The organism is Pseudomonas sp. TE12508 (genome assembly GCF_056279485.1).
Window position 1 is genome coordinate 208,214 of record NZ_JBWCCN010000011.1, and the last position, 15,241, is coordinate 223,454.

The 15,241-nt window shown below is 59.0% G+C and carries 13 protein-coding genes; 8 read left to right on the top strand and 5 right to left on the bottom strand.

Features of this window, described 5'->3' with window-relative positions:
- The first annotated feature begins 7 nt into the window (after window positions 1–7).
- From ACZ9IM_RS17045 to ACZ9IM_RS17055, 3 genes are all read left to right on the top strand, one after another.
- Window positions 8–466: a GNAT family N-acetyltransferase gene (locus ACZ9IM_RS17045; protein ID WP_427626594.1), complete on the top strand. Its 459-nt coding sequence runs from the start codon at window positions 8–10 to the stop codon at window positions 464–466.
- A gap of 178 nt (window positions 467–644) precedes the next feature.
- Window positions 645–971 carry a hypothetical protein gene (locus ACZ9IM_RS17050; RefSeq protein WP_427626592.1) on the top strand — a complete coding sequence of 109 codons (327 nt, stop codon included), beginning with the start codon at window positions 645–647 and terminating at the stop codon, window positions 969–971.
- Between the two features lie 83 nt (window positions 972–1,054).
- Window positions 1,055–1,804 (top strand): YkgJ family cysteine cluster protein, encoded by a 750-nt coding sequence (locus ACZ9IM_RS17055; protein ID WP_427626590.1) that lies wholly within the window; start codon window positions 1,055–1,057, stop codon window positions 1,802–1,804.
- 53 nt (window positions 1,805–1,857) lie between these two features.
- Here the strand turns inward: ACZ9IM_RS17055 and ACZ9IM_RS17060 are convergent, their stop codons facing one another.
- The 3 genes from ACZ9IM_RS17060 to ACZ9IM_RS17070 form a co-directional block, all read right to left on the bottom strand.
- Window positions 1,858–3,000 (bottom strand): transporter substrate-binding domain-containing protein, encoded by a 1,143-nt coding sequence (locus ACZ9IM_RS17060; protein ID WP_427626588.1) that lies wholly within the window; start codon window positions 2,998–3,000, stop codon window positions 1,858–1,860.
- A gap of 142 nt (window positions 3,001–3,142) precedes the next feature.
- Window positions 3,143–3,400 carry a hypothetical protein gene (locus tag ACZ9IM_RS17065; RefSeq protein WP_007905458.1) on the bottom strand — a complete coding sequence of 86 codons (258 nt, stop codon included), beginning with the start codon at window positions 3,398–3,400 and terminating at the stop codon, window positions 3,143–3,145.
- Window positions 3,401–3,686: 286 nt separating this feature from the next.
- On the bottom strand, window positions 3,687–4,055 hold the full coding sequence (locus tag ACZ9IM_RS17070; RefSeq protein ID WP_427626586.1) for a DUF6124 family protein: 369 nt from the start codon (window positions 4,053–4,055) through the stop codon (window positions 3,687–3,689).
- 609 nt (window positions 4,056–4,664) lie between these two features.
- On the opposite strand from ACZ9IM_RS17070, the gene ACZ9IM_RS17075 reads away from it, so the two are divergent.
- From ACZ9IM_RS17075 to ACZ9IM_RS17095, 5 genes are all read left to right on the top strand, one after another.
- Window positions 4,665–5,825, top strand: coding sequence for an efflux RND transporter periplasmic adaptor subunit (locus ACZ9IM_RS17075; protein ID WP_476224514.1), 1,161 nt, complete (start codon window positions 4,665–4,667; stop codon window positions 5,823–5,825).
- Window positions 5,822–8,914, top strand: coding sequence for a multidrug efflux RND transporter permease subunit (locus ACZ9IM_RS17080; RefSeq protein WP_476224515.1), 3,093 nt, complete (start codon window positions 5,822–5,824; stop codon window positions 8,912–8,914). The genes ACZ9IM_RS17075 and ACZ9IM_RS17080 overlap by 4 nt, the downstream gene beginning before the upstream one ends.
- 9 nt (window positions 8,915–8,923) lie before the next feature.
- A complete protein-coding gene (locus ACZ9IM_RS17085; RefSeq protein ID WP_476224516.1) occupies window positions 8,924–9,601 on the top strand; it encodes a heavy metal response regulator transcription factor in 678 nt (225 codons plus the stop codon).
- Window positions 9,591–10,955: a heavy metal sensor histidine kinase gene (locus tag ACZ9IM_RS17090; protein ID WP_476224517.1), complete on the top strand. Its 1,365-nt coding sequence runs from the start codon at window positions 9,591–9,593 to the stop codon at window positions 10,953–10,955. The genes ACZ9IM_RS17085 and ACZ9IM_RS17090 overlap by 11 nt, the downstream gene beginning before the upstream one ends.
- Before the next feature lie 343 nt (window positions 10,956–11,298).
- On the top strand, window positions 11,299–12,792 hold the full coding sequence (locus ACZ9IM_RS17095; protein WP_427626576.1) for a sensor domain-containing diguanylate cyclase: 1,494 nt from the start codon (window positions 11,299–11,301) through the stop codon (window positions 12,790–12,792).
- Window positions 12,793–12,988: 196 nt separating this feature from the next.
- Here ACZ9IM_RS17095 and lpxC read toward each other — a convergent pair whose 3' ends face one another.
- Together lpxC and ftsZ are read right to left on the bottom strand one after the other, a co-directional pair.
- Entirely contained in the window at window positions 12,989–13,900 is a 912-nt protein-coding gene (lpxC, locus tag ACZ9IM_RS17100; protein ID WP_007904315.1) for a UDP-3-O-acyl-N-acetylglucosamine deacetylase, read from the bottom strand.
- A gap of 112 nt (window positions 13,901–14,012) precedes the next feature.
- Window positions 14,013–15,206, bottom strand: a complete 1,194-nt coding sequence (ftsZ, locus tag ACZ9IM_RS17105) for a cell division protein FtsZ (RefSeq protein WP_007904318.1) — start codon at window positions 15,204–15,206, stop codon at window positions 14,013–14,015.
- Window positions 15,207–15,241 lie beyond the last annotated feature (35 nt).

The following is a 15,241-nucleotide window of genomic DNA, read 5'->3' on the forward strand; positions in this document are numbered from 1 at the left end:
TTTTCTGATGCGGCGCAACCTCGCTGAGGATGTGCCGCCTTGCACTTGGCCAAATGGCATTGAGTTGACCGAGTACCGTCCTGAACTCGCCGAAGCCGTCCATCACTTGATGGAACTCGGCTATCGAGAAGGTGGCGGTCGCGTACCGGCGCTGGAAGTCTGGCAACAGCGTTTCGAAACCGATCCCGAATACGATCCGTCCCTGTGCTTCATCGCGTTCGACGCCGAAGGAATCGTCGGCGTTGCCCAGTGCTGGACCAGTGCCTACATCAAGAGCCTGGTGGTGCATCCGCGCGCTCAAGGCCTCGGACTTGGCCGTGCGCTGCTGCTAAATGCTTTCAACGTGTTTCAGCAACGCCGCGAAGGCTTTGTGGATCTGAAGGTGCTGGAAAACAACCTTCGGGCCCAGCGTTTGTATGAAAGTGCCGGGATGTATGTGGTCCGTCGGGAGCCCGTGCCTGTCTGACACACCGCTTTCGCGAGCAAGCCCGCTCCCACAGTGGTTCGTCGTCGTTCACAGATTCGGTGTACGACGCAAATCAACTGTGTGAGCGGGCTTGCTCGCGAAGAGGCCGGCACAACCAACATCGATCCATCAGACATACTCCTGACCTCGGCCACTACACGCCAAGGATGCCCAAACCATGAAAGCTACAACCCTGACCTTCCTCTGCCTCACCGCCCTAGCCACCCAAGCCCACGCCTCCAGCCCCGACGCCTGGGCCGCCTACGACAAAGCCGTGCTCGCCAGTTGCACCAAGGCCAGCGGCCTGAAGAACGCCAAACCCGTCGGCAACGCCGCGCAGTTCGATGACCGGGTCGGTTATACCGCGCTCCTGCTGCAAGGCCAGTACCCGCAAAAACACATGAAAGGCCAGCAAGGCACCGAGCTGTGCCTCTACAACAAGAAAAGCAAAACCGCCTACATAACCGAGTGGGACTCCATCCGCCCAACAGCAAAAGCGCAGTGACTGGCGCATAACTTGCTTCGGCACAGGCCCTTGCGGTGGCTTTTTGTCGCCATTTCATGCCCTCACAGGTGACTGGCCGTTCAATGAATACAACGTTTTCCTGCGTAGGTTGTGGCAAATGCTGCAACGACCACCACGTGCCCCTGACACTGGCCGAAGCCCGGATGTGGGCGGCCGATGGCGGACAGGTGATCGTGCTGGTGGAGGCCTTCCTCGCCAATGGCCTGGGCCTGCCCGCGCAGCAACGTGAACACGCCGAACGCCGTTCGGTGGTGGTTCGAAGCGGCGCCTGTGAGGCGCATGTGGCGATCACCTTTGCCGCGTACAACGTCGGCCCCTGCCGGAATCTTGACGACGACAACCTCTGCCGCATCTACGAACGCCGACCGCTGGTGTGCCGCATCTATCCGATGGAAATCAACCCGCACATCCCGCTCAACCCATCTATCAAGGAATGCCCGCCCGAGTCCTGGGTAACAGGGCCGGATTTGATCATCGGGGGTGAGCTGGTGGATCAGGAACTGACGGGATTGATCCAGCGCTCCCGTCAGGCCGATCGCGATGAGATTCAGACCAAGGAGGCGATTTGCGCGTTATTGGGGATTCGGACGACAGCGTTGAAGGGCGATGGATTTACCGCTTATTTGCCGGATATGAACGCGTTTGCCACGGTTATCGATCAGATTTCAGCACAATCGCAGATGGAGTCGAGCAGTGATTGGCTGTTTCACGTGTCGGGTGAGGATATTGCCGGGCAAGTGCAGGCGGCGGGCGCACAGGTGGCAACCGACACACCGGTTAGCTATGCGTTTATTTCGTTGCGGGCAGCCTGAAACACCCAACCACTGCACAACTTTAGTTGCACAGTGGCTTGTCTGATGATGAGTCAGCGAGCAGCAACCGCAAGGCATTCGACTTCCACCCGAGCATTCGCCAGCAGTTTTTTAGCCGCGAACGTTGTCCGGGCAGGTAGGCGATCGGCTGGGAAAGTCCGGCGGTAAACCGCATTCATGGCATCGAAGTCTTTGATATCGGCAAGTATGACCGTGCATTTGGCCACATGAGCGAGGGATGAGCCTCGACGTTGCAGTTCGGTGCGCAGGTTCTCCATGGCCTGGGTCATTTGCGGGCCAATCCCGCCCTTGACCAGTTGGCCATCAGCATCCAGACCGAGCATCCCGGAAAGATAAAGGGTCTCACCGGCCTGTACCGCATCGGAAAATGGCAAGCCTTCTTCATTCGGAAAGTAACGTGGTGAATCGGGTACTGCTGGCGGCAAGTAGCGCTCGGTAATCGCTTGGTACTGGCCATTTTGCTTGAGACGCTCAAGGGCCGCATTCAGGTTATCGCGCAAGCGGGTGTCGCTTTTGCGCACAGCCATCGCCACACCATTGCCCAGCATCGGATCGTTGAGGGCAGGACCGGCAAAGTCGAACGCCTGTCCTTGAGGTTGGCTTAGCAAGGCTTGAGTGATTTCGATGGAGTCTTGCAGGGTGGCATCGATCTCGCCCGCCAGAAGACTGGCAATCAACTGATTGTTGAATTGAAAACTGCGCACCGTTACGCCTGCGTCCGCCCAACGCGCCTTGGCGAACGCTTCACGACTGGTGCCCGCCAGGACGCCGATACGCTTGCCTTTGAGCGATTGCACATCCGGTTGCAACGTCGCGCCTTTGCGCGCTACCAGACGGCTACTCAGGGGATAAAGATTGTCGGTGAAATCGACCCGCTCGCGCCGCGCCTGTGTAGCTGTCATCGGCATGATCACGTCGAAGCGGCCGGCTTCAAGGGCATGGAGGTTAGTCGCGTAATCCTGATCGATCCAGACACAGCGGGATTGGAGCTCAGCACACAGTGCGTTGCCCAACTCGATGTTCAATCCGACTAGCTCACCTTTGTCGTTACGGCTCTCGAACGGTGGAACCAGGGCTTCGACCCCGAAACGGATCTGCGGATCGACCGCAGAGGACACGCAGCCGGTGGTCAAGGCCATCAGAGAGAGCAGGGACAGGTTTTTCAGCAGAGACATCTGGCGACCTTCATCAAAAATTCACAGGGCGTGAATTCTTGATGAATGACAACAGTCTTTCCTAGAGGAGTAATCGCGCGTCCTTGTGGGAACTGTCTCATTGGCGGGAGGAATAGTTACCCGCCAACAAAATACCTGACTATCAGCGTTTACCCATCGAACGACGCGTGCCGGGAGGTGCTGCGCCGGGAGTCTTGGTATGGCCATTCTTCGCGCCATTCTTGTACCAAGGCTGGCTGGCATTCTTCGCCGCAGCCAATTCACCTGGTTTGAACGGAAACTTGAACGCTGGGATCGCCGCTTTGGTTTCGCTGTCTGCGCTGGAGTCGACGCTGTCTGGCAGGTCTGCCTGGTCGTCGCTCAAAGCGTCGGCAACCGGCGGTTGTGTCGGGGAAGTCATGAAAGCTCCGGGTGATGCTTAAAGAGTCGGGCCCGGTAGGCGAGCCGCGAAAGGCGGCAGTATACCTGTGTCGGGAGCCGCAAGCTTCACGCCGCAAGCGAGTCCGTCGGGTTTTGTGCTGACAGACCTGTCGCCTTCGCGGGCAAGCCTCGCTCCTACAGGTGCATTGTGTCGTACACCGAATCTGCGAACGACGATGAACCCTGTGGGAGCGGTCATATACAAAATCTGTGTATGACACAAATCCTGTGGGAGCGAGCCTGCTCGCGATGAACGATAACGCGGTCTACGCCGGATCGACGTTATCCAGCGCCCGATTCACTACCAACTCCGCCAGCATGATGACCTGCTGGATCGCCAGCGCCGTGTGGCGCTGCGGGCCGGTCAGGTTGTTGGCGAAATCGCTGGCCAGGACACTCGCTGAGGCCAACGACTCACAGGCGTGGGCCAGCAGGCTTTCGGTGTTGGCATTAGGGACAACCATGAACAGAGTGCTGGGGCGACGTTCTTTTTCGGTGTATGGCGCCGGGGGATCGAGGTAGTAATCGAGGGCGCGTTTTATGGCTTCGCGGTCTTTGAGTAATTCTTCGGTGCGCGAGGCTTCGGCGTTGGTGGTGGTGGTGTTGAAGGGTGGGTCGGGGATTAACTTATCCATACAAACTCCTGCTGAAATGGGTGCCACCACTCGCCGGATCTCAAGCGACGAGGAGGTGGCAGCTATGTGCAGAGTGAGATCCACCGGAGCAGGCAACCGGCCAGACCGAAGTCTGCCCGCACACAGCTGCCATAACGCATTTACAGGCAGCGGATAAGCTGGCGCCAATTATGGTGGCATTGGCGCTAGATGCATACTAGTTGCCGGGGATCTCACACCCGATCGCTGAGTTGTCAGCGACAGCCAAAGGTTATTGGGCCCGCGTCCGACCGACAACCTGAAAAATGCGTGGGAAAGTTCCATGTTTTGACACATCCGTTAAACATTCAAAGCGGAACGCGGAGCGTCCCTGGCAGCATTCCCACGCGGGAGCGTGAGAACGATCAATCCCACGTCTGACACCGAATTCGTCTGACACTGATGACTGTAGGAGCTGTCGAGTGAGACGAGGCTGCGATCTTTTGATCATGGGGAATCAGCATCAATCCAAAGAGGTCCAAACTGACAGCGCCGTCAGTTACCAGTCACTCTCCTGACGGGCTAACAGGTTTATAAAGGAAGGTATAAGCCTGACAAAACTCCGACCACTCTGCCCGGCGCCCCACTCGCATGCGAATTCATAAAAAAAACGCCCTGTTCGCCGCCCTTCTGATCACCCTGGCAGCCCTGGGCGTGTGGTATGCCGCCAAACCCGCCACGACCAAACTGGCCCCCTCCACCGCCATCCCCGTGCGAGTGATCAGCGTCGCCGAAAAAGACGTGCCCCGCTACATCAGTGGCATTGGCTCGGTGCTTTCGCTGCATAGCGTGGTCGTGCGCCCGCAGATCGACGGCATCCTCACCAAACTGCTGGTCAAGGAAGGCCAACTGGTGAACAAAGGTGATCTGCTGGCCACCATCGACGACCGCTCGATCCGCGCCAGCCTCGACCAGGCCCGGGCGCAACTGGGCGAAAGCCAGGCGCAACTGCAAGTGGCGCAGGTCAACCTCAAACGTTACAAACTGCTGAGCGTCGACGACGGCGTGTCCAAGCAGACCTATGACCAGCAACAAGCCCTGGTCAACCAACTCAAAGCCACCGCCCAAGGCAATCAGGCATCGATCGACGCCGCTCTGGTGCAGCTTTCTTACACACAGATTCGCTCCCCGGTCACCGGTCGCGTCGGTATTCGCACAGTGGATGAAGGCAATTTCCTGCGAATGACTGACACCCAAGGCTTGTTCACCGTGACCCAGATCGACCCGATCGCCGTGGAATTTTCCCTGCCGCAACACATGTTGCCGACCCTGCAAGGCCTGATCAACGATCCCCAGCACACGCCGGTCAAGGCTTACATCGGTGCCGACACCGACGGCGAAACCGGCAACCTTCTGGGCGAAGGTCATCTGACCCTGATCGACAACCAGATCAACGCCAACACCGGGACCATCCGCGCCAAGGCCGAGTTCGCCAACCCCGCACAGAAACTCTGGCCGGGCCTGCTGGTAACGGTAAAGATTCAGACAGCACTGGATAAAAATGCGCTGGTGGTGCCACCCACCGTCGTACAACGTGGCCTCGATCAACATTTCGTCTACCGGGTCAATGGCGACAAGGTCGAAGCCGTTCAGGTGCAGATGGTTTATCAAGGCAGCGGCCAGGACCTCATCAAAGGCGTAAAACCGGGTGATGTGCTGGTCAGCGATGGCCAGTCGAGGCTCAAACCTGGTTCGACCGTGCAGGTAGTGACCGACCCGCCGCAAATGGTGCAATCGGAGCCGAAACCATGAAGGGCCATGGCTCGATTTCCGCGTGGTGCATCGATCATCCGGTGGCGACGGTCCTGCTGACCTTTGCCTTGGTGTTGCTGGGGGTAATCGCCTTTCCGCGACTGTCGATTGCGCCACTGCCGGAAGCAGAATTCCCGACCATCCAGGTGGCCGCGCAACTGCCTGGCGCCAACCCCGAAACCATGGCCTCGTCGGTGGCCACGCCGCTTGAAGTGCAATTCAGCGCCATCCCCGGCGTGACCCAGATGACCTCAAGCAGCGCCCTGGGCTCGACCATCCTGACCTTGCAATTCACCCTCGACAAAAGCATCGACACCGCCGCGCAGGAAGTCCAGGCCGCGATCAACACCGCAGCCGGCAAACTGCCCAAAGACATGCCGAACCTGCCGAACTGGAGGAAGGTCAACCCGGCCGACAGCCCGGTGCTGATCCTCAGCATCAATTCGCCGCAAATGCCCGGCACCGAAGTCAGTGACCTGGTGGAAACCCTGCTCGCCCGTCAGATCAGCCAGATCGACGGCGTAGGCAATATCAACATCACCGGTCAGCAACGTCCGGCGATCCGCGTGCAGGCCTCGGCGGACAAACTCGCCGCCATTGGCCTGACCCTGGCGGACATTCGCCTGGCGATCCAGCAAACCAGCCTCAACCTGGCCAAGGGTGCGTTGTATGGCGAGTCGAGCATTTCGACCTTGTCCACCAACGACCAATTGTTCCACCCCCAGGAATACGGTCAGTTGATTGTTTCCTACAAGGACGGCGCGCCGGTTCATCTCAAGGATGTAGCCAAAGTCGTCAACGGTTCGGAAGACGCCTACATCCAGGCCTGGGCTGACGGTCAGCCGGGGGTGAATCTGGTGATTTTCCGGCAACCGGGGGCCAACATCGTCGAGACCGTCGACCGTATTCAAGCGGCCCTGCCGACGCTGGAGGCCATGCTGCCGGCATCGGTGCAGGTCAAGGTGTTGATCGACCGCACCCAGACCATCCGCGCGTCGTTGCATGAAGTGGAAATCACCCTGCTGATCGCGATCCTGCTGGTGGTGGCGGTGATGGCGCTGTTCCTGCGGCAGTTGTCGGCGACCCTGATCGTGGCGTCGGTGCTCGGTGTATCGCTGATCGCCAGTTTTGCCCTGATGTACATCATGGGTTTCAGCCTGAATAACCTGACGCTGGTGGCGATCGTGGTGTCCGTCGGGTTTGTGGTGGACGATGCGATTGTGGTGGTGGAAAACATTCACCGTCACCTGGAAGCCGGCGACGGCATGCGCGAGGCGGCCATCAAAGGCGCCGGCGAGATCGGTTTTACCGTGGTCTCGATCAGTTTCTCGCTGGTGGCGGCGTTCATTCCGCTTCTGTTCATGGGCGGCGTGGTCGGGCGGTTGTTCAAGGAGTTCGCCCTGACCGCCACCTCGACCATCATGATTTCTGTGGTGGTGTCCCTGACGCTCGCACCGACATTGGCCGCGCTATTCATGCGTGCGCCGGAACACAGCCAATCGGGCTTCGGCGAGCGCTTGCTGGCGCTGTATGAGAAAGGCCTGCGCCGCGCCCTCGCCCATCAGAAGTTGATGATCGGTGTATTCGGCCTGTCCCTCGGCCTGGCGGTCGCCGGGTACATTTTCATTCCGAAGGGTTTCTTCCCGGTGCAGGACACCGGTTTCGTCCTTGGCACCACCGAAGCAGCCGCTGATATTTCCTACGGCGACATGGTGAAAAAACACCTGGCAATGGCAGAAATCGTCGCCGCCGACCCCGCTGTCGAGACGTTCTCACACTCGGTCGGCGTTGCGGGCAGCAACCAGACTATCGCCAACGGACGGTTCTGGATTTCACTGAAAAAACGCGGCGACCGTGACGTGTCCGCCAGCCAGTTCATCGACCGGATTCGCCCGCAACTGATGAAAGTCCCGGGCATCGTGTTGTACCTGCGCGCCGGGCAAGACATCAACCTCAGCTCCGGCCCGAGCCGTGCGCAGTACCAATACGTGCTCAAGAGCAACGACGGGGCACTCCTGAGCACCTGGACCCAGCGCCTGACGGAAAAACTGCGCGGCAACCCGGCGTTCCGCGATATTTCCAACGACCTGCAACTGGGCGGCAGCATCACCCACATCAGCATCGACCGCAGTGCAGCGGCGCGTTTCGGCCTGACCGCCAGTGATGTCGACGAAGCGCTGTACGACGCCTTCGGCCAGCGGCAGATCAACGAGTTCCAGACCCAGACCAACCAGTACAACGTGATTCTGGAACTGGACACCAAGCAGCGCGGCAAGGCCGAAAGCCTCAATTATTTTTACCTGCGCTCGCCGCTGAGCGGAGAAATGGTGCCGCTGTCGGCCCTGGCGAAATTCGATGCGCCAACCATCGGCCCGTTGTCCATCGCTCACGACGGGATGTTCCCGGCGGCCAACCTGTCGTTCAACCTGGCGCCGGGCGTCGCGTTGGGCGATGCGGTGATCATGCTCAATCAAACCAAGACCGACATCGGCATGCCGGTGGCCATCAGCGGTAATTTCCAGGGCGCAGCCCAGGCGTTCCAGAGTTCGCTGGCCAGCCAGCCGTGGCTGATTCTGGCGGCGCTGGTGGCGGTGTACATCATTCTTGGCGTTCTGTATGAAAGCTTCGTGCACCCGCTGACGATCATCTCGACGCTGCCCTCGGCGGGGCTCGGGGCGGTGATCATGCTATGGATCTGCGGCCAGGACTTTTCGATCATGGCGCTGATCGGGCTGGTGTTGCTGATCGGCATCGTCAAGAAAAACGGCATCCTGATGATCGACTTCGCGCTGGACGCCCAACGTAACCGAGGCTTGCCTCCCGAAGAGGCGATCTATGAGGCGTGTATGACGCGGTTCCGACCGATCATCATGACCACCCTCGCCGCCCTGCTTGGCGCCCTGCCGCTGATGCTCGGCTACGGCACCGGCGCCGAACTGCGCCAGCCATTGGGCATCGCGGTGGTCGGCGGCTTGCTGGTGAGCCAGGCGCTGACGCTGTTCACCACGCCGGTCATATACTTAATGCTTGAGCGGCTTTTCCATCGACCTAAACCAGCACCGATGTCGGCGCTGACGACCACAGACTGAGGCGGGGTCATGCGCGTTCTGATTATCGAAGACGAAGAAAAAACCGCGGACTATCTACACCGTGGTTTGACGGAACAGGGCTACACCGTGGACCTGGCCGGCGATGGCGTCGAAGGCCTGCACCTTGCGCTGGAAAACGACTTTGCAGTGATTGTCCTCGACGTCATGTTGCCAGGCCTCGACGGCTTTGGCGTATTGCGTGCGCTGCGGGCACGCAAACAAACGCCGGTGATCATGCTCACCGCCCGCGAGCGGGTGGAAGACCGCATCAAAGGCCTGCGCGATGGTGCCGACGATTACCTCGGCAAACCGTTTTCCTTCCTCGAACTGGTGGCGCGCCTGCAAGCGCTGACCCGTCGCAGCGGTGGCCACGAACCGGTGCAGGTGAGCATCGCCGACCTGTGGATAGATTTGATCAGCCGCAAGGCCACCCGCGCCGGCACTCGCCTGGACCTGACCGCCAAGGAGTTTTCGCTGCTCAGCGTGCTGGCGCGGCGGCAAGGGGAAATCCTCTCGAAAACCGCCATCGCCGAGATGGTCTGGGACATCAATTTCGACAGCGACGCCAACGTGGTCGAAGTCGCGATCAAACGCCTGCGGGCCAAACTCGATGGGCCGTTTGACGAGAAACTGCTGCACACGATTCGTGGCATGGGTTATGTGCTGGAGAGCCGTGGTGTCCAGTAATTCGATCGCACTGCGCCTGAGCGGAATGTTCACCCTAGTGGCGCTGCTGGTGTTCCTGTTGATCGGCGGTGCGCTGTATCAACAGGTCGACAAGGGTTTGGGCCTGTTGCCCGAAGCCGAGCTGGACGCGCGTTATAGCGTGCTCGAATCGGCGCTCAACCGTTACGGCACGCCCGAGCATTGGGTGAAGATCAACGCCAAGCTCAAGCTGCTGAGCGAAGAAGACAAGCGCATCCGCTTTTGGGTGGTCAGCGGCAATCCCGGTTATGAATACGGCCAACCCGACGCGCCGATCCGCGCTTTCGCCCAAGGCCCGTTGGGCATGCGCGACATGGAGTTGCCCGACCATCCGTACCCGCTGAAAGTGCTGGTCACTGAGCTGCCAGCCAAGGACCAGCGCCCGCCGCTGCGCTTCATGATCGGCATCGACACCGAGACCTTTTACGAGACGCAGCACCACTTGTTGGTCGCCCTGATCAGCCTGGCGATCGTGGGTGTATTACTGGCCTCGCTACTCGGTTACTGGGTGGCCCGGATCGGCCTCAAGCCGCTGATCAAGTTATCGCAGGAAGCCCAGCGCCTGGCGCCGCCCAGGCTGTCTGGCCGTCTGCAACTGTCGCCATTGCCACCGGAACTGAATCAGTTCGTCAGCTCGTTCAACGCCACTCTGGAGCGGGTCGAACAGGCTTACTCGCGGCTGGAATCGTTCAACGCCGACGTGGCCCATGAACTGCGTTCACCACTGACCAACCTGATCGGCCAGACCCAGGTTGCGCTAACCCGCGGGCGTTCGGCCGAACATTATTTTGAAGTGCTGCAATCGAACCTCGAAGAGCTCGAACGGCTGCGCTCGATCATCAACGACATGCTGTTCCTCGCCAGCGCCGACCAGGGCAGCAAGGCCACTAAACTGACGTCTACCTCACTGGCCGACGAAGTGGCGACGACGCTGGAGTATCTGGATTTCATCCTTGAGGATGCGCAGGTTCAGGTCGAGGTCAGTGGCGATGCGCAGGTGCGGATCGAGATCGCCCATTTGCGTCGGGCGTTGATCAACTTGCTGAGCAACGCGGTGCAGCACACCGAGCCCGGGCAAGTGATTGAGGTACGGATCGAAGTCGAAGAGCATCAGGTCAGCATCGGCGTCGCCAACCCCGGGTCGCCGATTGCCAATGAGCACCTGCCGCGATTGTTCGAGCGCTTCTACCGGGTCGATGCGTCGCGCAGCAACAGTGGCAACAACCATGGCCTGGGGCTGGCAATCGTCAAGGCGATTGCGCTGATGCATGGCGGGGATGTGTTTGTGCGCAGTGATCATGGGATGAATACTTTCGGCATCTACCTCCCGGTCTGATCACACAGAACCCCGTGGCGAGGGGGCTTGCCCCCGTTCGGCTGCGAAGCAGTCGTAAACGGGCTTGCGCGGTGTGCATGATGTAACGCGGTTTAGGGGCCGCTTCGCAGCCCAACGGGGGCAAGCCCCCTCGCCACAAAACTACCAAACCACCAACACCGGGTAATTATCGACTACCCGCTGAATGTCTTCTAAGCTTCAATTAGCAAAAGGCCAGCATGTTTTGCTGGCCTTTTTTTTATCCGGCATTTATACAGGCGCTCTGAACGCGACCGGTTTCTGGGACTCTGCCCGATTCTTGTAAAAGAACTTTCATAACGCCTTATTTGCAGAAGTCAGAACCATGAGTGTGAGCAGTGCGAAATCTCAACATCCGATCCGTTCGACACGATCGGAGCGGCTTCTGGTTCTCGGCAGTTTGTTGTTGGTGATTGCGATACTCAGCATCGTGACCTTTCTGCTGATCCGTGAACGCGCCAATGCCGAATTGTCCGCTGCTCGCGCCGCCAACAATATCGTGCAATTGATCGACGCCGACGTGCTGCGCAATGTCGAACTCTATGATGTGTCCCTGCTGGGTTTGATCGCTGCCTCCCAGCGAGAAGACCTCAAGAGCGTTTCTCCAGCCATTCGCCATCTGGCCTATTTCGACCGCGCCACTGCCGCGCCGTACAAGGGCAACATTTTGTTGCTCGACAACAAGGGCGACGTGATCGCCGACTCGGCCTCGGTGGAGCCCAGGCAGGGCAACTATGCCGATCGCGAATACTTCCAGTCTCACGTGAACAACCCGGACCCGGGCATGTTCATCAGTCCCCCCTTCAGAGCCAGGTTGCCCGAACAGGATTGGCGTATCAGTTTCAGTCGCCGGGTGAACGGCCCCCAGGGTGAGTTCCTGGGCGTGGCCGAAGCCGCCATGCGGTTGAGTTACTTCGATCAGTTGTTCAACAGTTTGAGCATCGGCCGCGACAGCACGGTCAATCTGATCAGCAAGGACGGGACTCTTCTGGCTCAGCAACCACGTCTGGCCGAAGAGCTGATCGGCAAGAACTTCAGTCACCGTCCCAATTTCCAACGCATCGTCAAAGAAGGCAACGGCAGCTTCACCAGCATGTCCGATCGATACCGTGACAAGCGCTTGTACACCTTCTCCAAGGTCGGGAACCTGCCGCTGATTGTCATCGTTGCGCTGTCCAGTGATGAGGTCTTTGCGGCCTGGAAGCGCACTGCTGTGGTGGTCAGCTTCGCGACCATTGCCTTGTGTGTGAGCTTGCTGTGGCTGACCTGGTTGCTCTGCCGGGAATTGCGTCGGCGTCAAAGTGCCGAGCAGGAACTGGCACAACTGGCCGCTACCGACCCTTTGACCGGTCTGGCCAACCGTCGAAGCCTGGATCAGGCCTTGCACCATGAATGGTTTCGCGCCCAACGTTCCGGTCTGCCATTGTCGGTGCTGATGATTGATGTCGATCACTTCAAGGCGTTCAACGATCGCCATGGCCATCAGGGCGGCGACGATGCCTTGCGCTGGGTGGCCAAAGTGATCGGCACCCATGTTCGACGGCCGGCGGATCTGGTCGCCCGTTACGGTGGCGAGGAGTTTTCGGTGATCCTGGCCGAAACCGACAGCGTCGGCGCGCAACAGATTGCCGACACCATCCGCGCAGCAGTGGAGCAGTTGCCGTTGGTGGGGGGCGATACGTCGCCGATTACTGTCAGTATCGGTATCAGTACCTGGACGACAGCATCCGATATCAGCCTGGAGCAGTTGTTGTATACGGCAGACAAGGCGCTGTATCAGGCCAAGGAAAGTGGGCGGAATCGGGTGGTCGCTACATAGATCTGCGTTGTGACGGCTGGCCCTATCGCGGGCAAGCCCGGCTCCCACAGGTTCTGCGGTTGACGCGGATTCGGGCACGACGCAGAGCGGGCTTGCCCGCGAAGAGGCCGACAGACACCACAAAATACCACTTTCCCGAAGCCATAAAAAAAGGCCACCCGAAGGTAGCCTTTAAAAAACTAGAGAGGTTTTTTGCTTACACGGCCGCAACAGGACGCATGTAAGAGATCGGTGCAGTGCTGGCGTCTTCGAAAGTCACGACTTCCCAAGCATCTGTCTGCTCAATCAACTTGCGCAGCAGCTGGTTGTTCAATGCATGTCCGGACTTGAAGCCCTTGAACTCACCAATCAGGCTATTGCCCAGCAGGTAGAGGTCACCAATTGCATCGAGGATCTTGTGCTTCACGAATTCGTCTTCATAGCGAAGGCCGTCTTCGTTCAGTACACCATCCGCGTCGACCACAATAGCGTTTTCAACGCTGCCGCCGAGTGCGAGGTTGTGCTTGCGCAGGTACTCGATGTCACTCATGAAACCAAAGGTACGGGCGCGGCTGACTTCTTTTACGAACGAAGTGCTGGAAAAATCCACGCTTGCACTTTGTGTGCGGTCACGGAAAACCGGGTGATCGAAATCGATCTCGAAGCTCACTTTGAAACCTTCGAAAGGGACGAAAGTGGCGCGCTTGTCGCCGTCTTCCACTGTCACTTCCCGCAGGATCCGGATGAACTTCTTGGCGGCGTCCTGTTCTTCCAGGCCGGCCGATTGAATCAGGAATACGAAGGGTCCAGCGCTACCATCCATGATCGGGACTTCGGACGCGGAGAGCTCGACGTAGGCGTTATCGATGCCCAGGCCAGCCATGGCCGAGAGCAGGTGCTCCACCGTGTCCACTTTGACGTCACCGCTAACAAGCGTGGTCGACATAGTGGTTTCGCCAACGTTTTCCGCGCGGGCAGGAATCTGCACCACAGGGTCGAGGTCAGCACGACAAAACACAATGCCGGTGTCGACGGGCGCTGGCTTGAGGGTCAGGTAGACCTTCTCCCCGGAGTGCAGGCCGACACCTGTGGCACGGATAATATTCTTCAGGGTGCGTTGTTTTATCATGGCATGGGCCGCTTCAGCGCAAATTGCGAACTGGTATCAACAAAGGCTGGCGATGATAGCAGACCAGACCTTTGCTGAACACCAATCACCCTAATACCCCTGATACATTTCATCAATCGGCCTGACGACGCAGGAAAGCCGGGATGTCCAGGTAGTCCAGGTCATCTTGCGGGTTCATCTTCGCGGCAGTCGCAGCACCGGCCTGAGCCTGGTTGCGCATGACGGTCGGACGATCCAGGTCACGGTAATTCACCGCAGGCTGTTCTTGACGAACAGGGGCTTGTTGTTGTGGCTGGGAAGCCATCGAGGTGTGAACGGTATTGTCGATGACCTTCACAGGCTTCTCGATTTTAGCGCCTAAACCGGTGGCAACAACAGTCACGTGCAGCTCGTCGCGCATGTCCGGATCGATAACGGTACCGACCTTGACCATTGCGTGCTCGGAAGCGAAGGCTTCGATGATGCTACCCACGTCGGAGTACTCACCCAGGGACAGGTCAGGACCGGCGGTGATGTTCACCAGGATGCCGCGTGCGCCTTGCAGGTTCACGTCTTCGAGCAACGGGTTGCGAATGGCCGCTTCGGTGGCCTCGCGTGCACGGTTCGGACCGCTGGCGCAGCCAGTGCCCATCATCGCCATGCCCATTTCGCTCATCACCGTACGCACGTCGGCAAAGTCGACGTTGATCATGCCCGGACGCTTGATGATGTCGGAGATACCGCGAACGGCACCGGCCAGTACATCGTCGGCCTTGGCGAAAGCCGACAGCAGGCTTGCGTCTTTACCGAGGATGGTCAGCAGCTTCTCGTTGGGAATGGTGATCAACGAGTCGACGCTTTCAGACAGCAGACGAATGCCTTCGTCGGCGATCTGCATACGCTTGCGACCTTCGAACGGGAACGGACGGGTCACCACCGCAACGGTGAGGATCCCCATTTCCTTGGCCACTTCGGCAATGATCGGCGCAGCACCGGTACCGGTACCACCGCCCATGCCGGTGGTGATGAACACCATATTGGTGCCCTGCAGGACTTCGGCAATGCGCTCACGGTCTTCGAGAGCGGCCTGACGACCTACTTCAGGGTTGGCGCCGGCGCCCAGGCCTTTGGTCACGCCGGTGCCCAGTTGCAGGATGGTCCGCGCGCCGATGCTTTTCAGCGCTTGGGCATCAGTGTTGGCGCAGATGAATTCAACGCCTTCAATGTTGCTCTTGACCATGTGATTGACAGCGTTGCCGCCGCCACCGCCAACACCGATAACTTTAATTACCGGGCTTGCGGGGATGTTGTCTACGAGTTCGAACATTTTCCCTCTCCTTACATTCTCTAGTTTTTTCGCCT

Excerpts from the sequence above, each read along its gene's own strand:
- ACZ9IM_RS17080 (WP_476224515.1), top strand. The coding sequence starts at position 5,822 with ATGAAGGGCCATGGCTCGATTTCCGCGTGGTGCATCGATCATCCGGTG.
- ACZ9IM_RS17075 (WP_476224514.1), top strand. The coding sequence starts at position 4,665 with ATGCGAATTCATAAAAAAAACGCCCTGTTCGCCGCCCTTCTGATCACC.
- ACZ9IM_RS17070 (WP_427626586.1), bottom strand. The coding sequence starts at position 4,055 with ATGGATAAGTTAATCCCCGACCCACCCTTCAACACCACCACCACCAAC.
- ACZ9IM_RS17065 (WP_007905458.1), bottom strand. The coding sequence starts at position 3,400 with ATGACTTCCCCGACACAACCGCCGGTTGCCGACGCTTTGAGCGACGAC.
- ACZ9IM_RS17050 (WP_427626592.1), top strand. The coding sequence starts at position 645 with ATGAAAGCTACAACCCTGACCTTCCTCTGCCTCACCGCCCTAGCCACC.
- lpxC (WP_007904315.1), bottom strand. The coding sequence starts at position 13,900 with ATGATAAAACAACGCACCCTGAAGAATATTATCCGTGCCACAGGTGTC.
- ACZ9IM_RS17055 (WP_427626590.1), top strand. The coding sequence starts at position 1,055 with ATGAATACAACGTTTTCCTGCGTAGGTTGTGGCAAATGCTGCAACGAC.
- ACZ9IM_RS17045 (WP_427626594.1), top strand. The coding sequence starts at position 8 with ATGCGGCGCAACCTCGCTGAGGATGTGCCGCCTTGCACTTGGCCAAAT.
- ftsZ (WP_007904318.1), bottom strand. The coding sequence starts at position 15,206 with ATGTTCGAACTCGTAGACAACATCCCCGCAAGCCCGGTAATTAAAGTT.
- ACZ9IM_RS17085 (WP_476224516.1), top strand. The coding sequence starts at position 8,924 with ATGCGCGTTCTGATTATCGAAGACGAAGAAAAAACCGCGGACTATCTA.
- ACZ9IM_RS17095 (WP_427626576.1), top strand. The coding sequence starts at position 11,299 with ATGAGTGTGAGCAGTGCGAAATCTCAACATCCGATCCGTTCGACACGA.
- ACZ9IM_RS17060 (WP_427626588.1), bottom strand. The coding sequence starts at position 3,000 with ATGTCTCTGCTGAAAAACCTGTCCCTGCTCTCTCTGATGGCCTTGACC.